The organism is Fluviicola sp. (assembly GCF_030151805.1).
Lineage (GTDB): Bacteria > Bacteroidota > Bacteroidia > Flavobacteriales_D > Crocinitomicaceae > Fluviicola.
In genome coordinates this window covers 1-5,939 of record NZ_JASLCN010000087.1, presented here as the reverse complement: position 1 = coordinate 5,939, position 5,939 = coordinate 1, and the positions used below count along the sequence as shown (strand labels likewise).

Genomic DNA, 5,939 nt, shown 5'->3' with positions numbered 1-5,939 from the left:
AGGTGTTTGCTGAATAAAATCGAGAAAAATAGAAATCACGGTTGCCATGATTTTATAAACATCTCCGTTATTCATGGTTTGATATTCATCTTGATCCTGATTTTTCAGACTCAGGTCTACGATGTAATCTGTGAGGCGGTTGTTTTTCTGTACAAACTGAACGCTGTATTTATCGCCAAGGGAATTGATGAAGCTGTATTCCCGGACTCCAATGAATGCCGGTCTTTGAAACGGATATGGAGTAGCAAATGTAACGTTTTGGTTCATAGAGTGAAAATACTAAAAACCTTTCAGACCGGCGGGTGTTAAAATAAAAAATCCTCCTGGCAAGCCGGGAGGATTTTTTATATATAAGTTGAATCTTAATTAGTAAACTACTACACGGTGAGTAGATTTAGCTGATCCTTGAACTGCATTTAAGATATAACATCCTTTTGCAACATTCATTGGAATATTTACTGTTTGAGTTCCTGAAGAAGCAGGAACATTTGTTGTAGAAACAATTGCACCATTCAAATCCATCACGATCAATTTCATTCCGATTTCACTGTTCGGAACTTCAATTGTCAAGTCAGATCCGGTAGCAACCGGGTTTGGAGCAATTGAAATAGAAGAAGTCAATCCATTGTCTTCGATTCCCAAAGTTCCTGAAACATTGAAGTTGTCAAAGAAGAAGTTTGAAGAGAAATCAGAAGCAATGAACTCAAATCTGAATTTTGTTTTGTTATCAGTTGAGTTCGGAGTATAGTTGAAAGTAGCTGTTTTCCACTGTAGATCATTGTTCGGAGTGTAATCTGTGTTTCCAACATACCCGGCAGTTACCAATGCCGCTCCTGTCAAAGAAAGTCTTTGAACCCATGTTTTTCCGCAATCTCTTGAAGAGTAAACGATCAATTTTTCAGTGATCTCAGCAGTTGAAGTTCCTTTTGTACCGTAAGCGTAATCAAAAGAGATGCTTACGTTAGAAGTGCTTCTTAAATCAAAAGCAGGAGAAACCAAATAATCTTTACCATTTCCTAAACGATCGTTGTAAAACCAATCTTCTGTAAATGCTAACGCAGAGCTGATGTCTTTGTAGTTATTTAATTTGAAACATGCTGTGTTTCCTCTTCCTCCTGTGTTAACACGGTGGAAAGAACCTTCATTATCTTCCGGGTTATGAGAAATCCAGAAGTTTGCATTTTGATTGAAATCCTCTGTTCTTGGACCTGTGTATTCTGCCCATTCACCCTGGATGTAAATCATGTGATTGATTGTTTTTGTATCTGATCCGGCACTGTTAGTAACCTTTAAAGTTACATCATACCATCCTGGAGCAGCGTACGTTACATTTTGGTTTTGAGACGTAGATGTTGCCGGACTTCCTCCAGGGAAACTCCATTCCCAGGAAGTTACTCCTGCTTTCCATGAAACATCTTTGAATGCGATAGGGTCGTTCACACAAGCTGTCATAACGTTTGCGTTAGCTCCGATATTCCCTTGAGAACCATTTACATCAACATAGAAATCTGCAACGGGAACACATGTTACCGGAGTAATTGTACTCGTACCTGTTGCAGTTAAATTGTCAGCAGTATACAAATTGTTACGGCCACTTGTCGGTTGATCCAACACGTTACGCATGAACTCACATTGTCCTCTTGTAAACATGACAGAACAATAGGAATAATCCATATAGTTCTGAGCATTGTCAACTACGTTGTTCGGATACCAGTAATCTGTTGGTGTTGCACCGTCAACGCAAGAGTTTTGATTCAGGTTACAAGAAGTCATACCGATACAGTTCGGAGTATCTTCAATACCGTCGTCTTCGTTACAGCTAGCTGTATTTCCCGGATCGTTGTTATTTCCCCAAGTGTGAGCCAAACCTAAGTAGTGACCAATTTCGTGCGTAAGTGCACGTGAATTTGTCAAGTTACTTGTTCCGTTACTTCCAACATAGTTGTGAAGGATAATAATTCCATCTCTCCAGAACAAAGTACCAGTAACACCTGTCGGGTAATAAGCGTATCCTGCAACACCTGCAGAACCGATTGTTTTAACCAACCAAACATTCAGGTATTTATCTCTGTCCCACTGATGTAGTTTTGAATAATCGTCACCTTGATTGGTGTTGTGATTGTAGATATGCTCAATCCCGTTAGTACATTTCCCGAAAGGGTCAACAGTTGCTAAACGGAATTCTAAATAAGCATCTCCGATAATTGTGTCAAATGTTGGGATAACAACCGATGTATCAGCGTTTAATTTCTGATAATCACGGTTAAGAATCATCATCTGATTTTGAATTTGCTGGTCGCTTACATTCTCTTCACCATATTCATGAACAATATGGAAAACGATAGGAATGATTCGAACGGTGGTTGATTTTCCGTTGATGATTCGGTTTTCTTTGTAGCGATTCACCAATTTTTTATAGTCCTCTTCCAAACCTGGATTTTCGGCATATAATTTGCGAAGCTGCGTACTGCTCCCACAATTGAAATGAGTTTCCTGAGCAAATGAATTCCCAGTTGAAATCATTCCAATTAAAGAAAATACACCCAAAAGTAATTTTTTGCGCATGTTTAACAATTTAATAGATTCAACATTGTTTTTTTCAACTTAATATACACTTTACCATAAATAAATGTGCATTTACGAACATTCTGAATTTGAGAGTTTTTTGGCTTTGTTACTTAATTAATGTGCTTTAAATCAGTTTGTTAAAACTTGAATAAAGACACGGAACTCCTAGTTTTCTCTGTTCGCAATGGGTAAATATAATTCAATTATTTTAACACTAAGATTAAATAAGGCTTCATTTAGTGAAGTGTGTTTGATGCTGATTGAACGGTTAAATTTTTGTTAATCGTTTCGAAATGAGCTTTTTTGATATGCTTCAATATCCAGCAAAAAGTCAACGTTTTCTTCGATTTTGTTTCCGATCACAATGACATTGGCTCCCGCATTTTTAAAGGATTTTATCTGCTCTAACGATTTGATTCCTCCTCCCACAATAACCGGTGTGTCAATCTTTCTTTTTAACTCTTCAATGAGTTGAGTAGGAACCGAATGAAGTGCCCCGCTGCCCGCATCAAAATATGTCAGTTTTTGCCCCATCAAATACCCAGCAATTCCTGTTTTCAAAGAAATACTTTTGTTCTCTCTCGGAATAGGTGTTGTTTGACTCACATAAGCTACGGAAGTCATTTTTCCGCCGTCGATCAGCAAATAGGAGGTTGGAATGACTTCAATGTCCATTTCCAGTACTTCCTCCGCGCAAGATACGTGATGGCCGATCAAAAAATCCGGATTTCTTCCTGAAATCAGGTTTAAAAACAACAAGGCATCTGCCTGTTCGGAAAGTTGATTGCTGGATCCCGGGAAAAGAACCACCGGAATGCCTGAATGCGCTTTTACAAAGGAAACAACTGCTTCCATTTCTTTCCGTGTCACTGTGCTTCCACCGATAAAAAAGAAGTCAATTGCTGCAAATTCGGCCTTTTTGATCAGTTCCAGCAGTAGTTCTTCATTTTTTGTTTTTTCGGGGTCGATCAGAAGTGCCAGCTGGCCTGTTCCGGATTGTATTTTAGTGAGAATGTTCATGAATCAGTTTTCCTTTACCCGAATTGAAAGTTATTAAAATATTCCTGAATCGCTCTACATGAAGCTCATATTCATAAATTCCATCCGTTTTTTGAATGGTTCCGTAAAATTGATCTGATTTTTTGTAAACGAGGATGTCTTTCTGGAAAAGAAGCTGATTCCTGTCGGATAATTTGTACAGACATTCCTTCAGGGACCAGAGTGTTGACATATCGGTTTGATCTGTCTGATCGAAAAAAAGTTTTTCATTTTCGGTAATGAAACGGCGGGAAGTTTTTACGGACTTTTCCCTGATTTCTTCAATGTCTACTCCGATTAAATGTTCCGAACAAACAGCCAGGGCAATGTGCGTGTTGCAGTGGGATAAGGAAATGAATCCAACTTCCTCGATGTAAGGTGATCCGGATAAATCGTATTGAATATTTTTGGAGCCGAAAATCTGGTGTTTGAGGTATCTTGAAGCGGCATATTCCAGTTTTTTTTCGGGGTGTTTGATCGTCTCAATTTTTGATTTTTCCGCTGGTGTAAAGGAGTTCTGGTAGCTTTCAAACTGCGAAAAATCGATTTCCATTAAATAAATAGAAACCGCATTTAAATTAATAATCGAAATGTTAGACATGACGCAAAGGTATGTCAGAAAGCTTAAAAATGATGCCCCGGCAATTTAATATTTTGTCACAATTCCTTAAAAATAAGGGCTTTTGGCGACTCGAAAAGTTAATAAAGAGTTAATGTAGGTTAATTTGTTACAAATGATAAAAGTTTTTTAGGAAATGTTAACAAATCGAAAATTACTATATTTACACGCTTTGTTACAATAAAAATGATGTAAAATTAAACTGTACTTATGTTACGTAAACTCAACTTGTTATTTGCAAGTATCTTGTTGACAGTGACTTACGGTTATTCCCAATCAGGTTTGGGAACAATCCGAGGTAGTGTTGTTGATAAGGACAGCAAGGAGGCTATATACGATTGTATCATAGTCATCAAGCAAAATGGAACAGTTAAGGGGAATACTACCACCGACATGGATGGAAAGTTTCAGCTTAACTCGTTGACGCCAGGTTCCTACGACGTTGAGATCAGTAATCCGGGTGAAGGTTATCAGCCAACAGCTATTAAAGGAGTTGTTGTCAATGCTGATCGAATTACCTTCCTGGACAATACTGCTCTGGGGCTTCCAACCGATGCGAAAGAAATCGAGGAAGTTGTCGTTGTAGCCTACAAGGTTCCATTAATCAATAAGGATGGAGGTCCGTCAGGAGCCACTGTTACGCGGGAAGATTTCTCACGTATGCCAACCCGTTCTGCGGCAGGTGCTGCAAGTACGGTAGGTGGTGTACAAACAGATGAAGGAAGTGGAGACATTTCCGTTCGTGGTTCCCGTTCAGATGGTACTTACTTCTTCATTGATGGTATTAAAGTGCGCGGATCTTCTAACTTGCCTAAATCAGCGATTGAAGAAGTTTCGGTTATCACAGGTGGTTTGCCTGCAAACTATGGTGATGCAACTGGTGGTATTATCGCGGTTACAACTCGTGGACCTTCTGCAAAGTATTTCGGATCACTTGAGGGTGTAACTTCCGGATTCTACTTTAAAGGAAAAGATCCTAACGGGTACGACGGAAAAGTAATCGGTTTGGATAAATTCGGATACAACCTTGTAGAAGGATTGATCGCAGGACCGTTATTGATGAGAAAAGATTCTACAGGTAAAAAAACAAGACCAATCTTAGGATTCTTACTTTCTGTTAACTACACAAACGAATTGGACAGCCGTCCGGTAAATGGTGGAACTTACAGAATCAAAAAAGAAGCAAGAGATTATTTGTTGGAAAACCCGGTTAGAGCAAGTTCTACAGGAAACGGAACTTTCCACAATGCAAACTACTTGCGTGCAAGCGATTTCGAGAAAACAAAATGGAGAATGAACGCAGCGCGTTCTACACTTTCTGCTTCTGCTAAAATTGATGTAAACACAGGGCCATCTGTTAACTTAACATTCGGTGGATCTTTGAACTACTCTTACGGAAGTAACTATGATTATACGAATTCATTGATGAACTTCACGAACTTCGGAGTTTACAATCAGTTGGATTATCGTGTTTATGGTCGTTTTACACAACGTTTCTCTAACAATAAAGAAGGATCAAGCTCTAAAGTGAAGTCGGCATTCTACTCAATCATGGTGGATTACTCCAAAACAAAAGTTGAGCAGTATGATAAAAACCACAAGTACGATTTGTTTGCTTACGGACACGTAGGGAAATTCACAAGAAGTTTCCGTCCTACTTATGAGTTCAAAAACGGAGATTATTACCAAACTGCAACTCCGGAAGAGTACTTAG

At 38.8% G+C, this 5,939-nt stretch carries 5 protein-coding genes; 1 reads left to right on the top strand and 4 read right to left on the bottom strand.

All coding sequences use genetic code 11. The annotated features are described in order from the left end of the window. From Q1V93_RS03395 to Q1V93_RS03380, 4 genes are all read right to left on the bottom strand, one after another. Window positions 1-267 (bottom strand): hypothetical protein (locus tag Q1V93_RS03395; protein WP_300661459.1); only part of this gene is annotated, 267 nt, incomplete at its 3' end. Between the two features lie 99 nt (window positions 268-366). After that, on the bottom strand, window positions 367-2,565 hold the full coding sequence (locus Q1V93_RS03390) for a M43 family zinc metalloprotease (protein ID WP_300661457.1): 2,199 nt from the start codon (window positions 2,563-2,565) through the stop codon (window positions 367-369). A gap of 282 nt (window positions 2,566-2,847) precedes the next feature. Next, window positions 2,848-3,588: a geranylgeranylglyceryl/heptaprenylglyceryl phosphate synthase gene (locus tag Q1V93_RS03385; RefSeq protein ID WP_300661455.1), complete on the bottom strand. Its 741-nt coding sequence runs from the start codon at window positions 3,586-3,588 to the stop codon at window positions 2,848-2,850. Beyond that, window positions 3,572-4,207 carry a 4'-phosphopantetheinyl transferase superfamily protein gene (locus Q1V93_RS03380; protein ID WP_300661454.1) on the bottom strand — a complete coding sequence of 212 codons (636 nt, stop codon included), beginning with the start codon at window positions 4,205-4,207 and terminating at the stop codon, window positions 3,572-3,574. Before Q1V93_RS03380 ends, Q1V93_RS03385 begins: the two co-directional genes overlap by 17 nt. A 228-nt stretch (window positions 4,208-4,435) precedes the next feature. On the opposite strand from Q1V93_RS03380, the gene Q1V93_RS03375 reads away from it, so the two are divergent. Continuing rightward, window positions 4,436-5,939, top strand: a 1,504-nt coding sequence (locus Q1V93_RS03375; protein WP_300661452.1) for a carboxypeptidase regulatory-like domain-containing protein, incomplete at its 3' end; no start/stop codon positions are given.

Bases quoted from the DNA above. Each gene is read 5' to 3' on its own strand.
- Q1V93_RS03390 (WP_300661457.1), bottom strand. From the start codon at position 2,565: ATGCGCAAAAAATTACTTTTGGGTGTATTTTCTTTAATTGGAATGATT.
- Q1V93_RS03385 (WP_300661455.1), bottom strand. From the start codon at position 3,588: ATGAACATTCTCACTAAAATACAATCCGGAACAGGCCAGCTGGCACTT.
- Q1V93_RS03380 (WP_300661454.1), bottom strand. From the start codon at position 4,207: ATGTCTAACATTTCGATTATTAATTTAAATGCGGTTTCTATTTATTTA.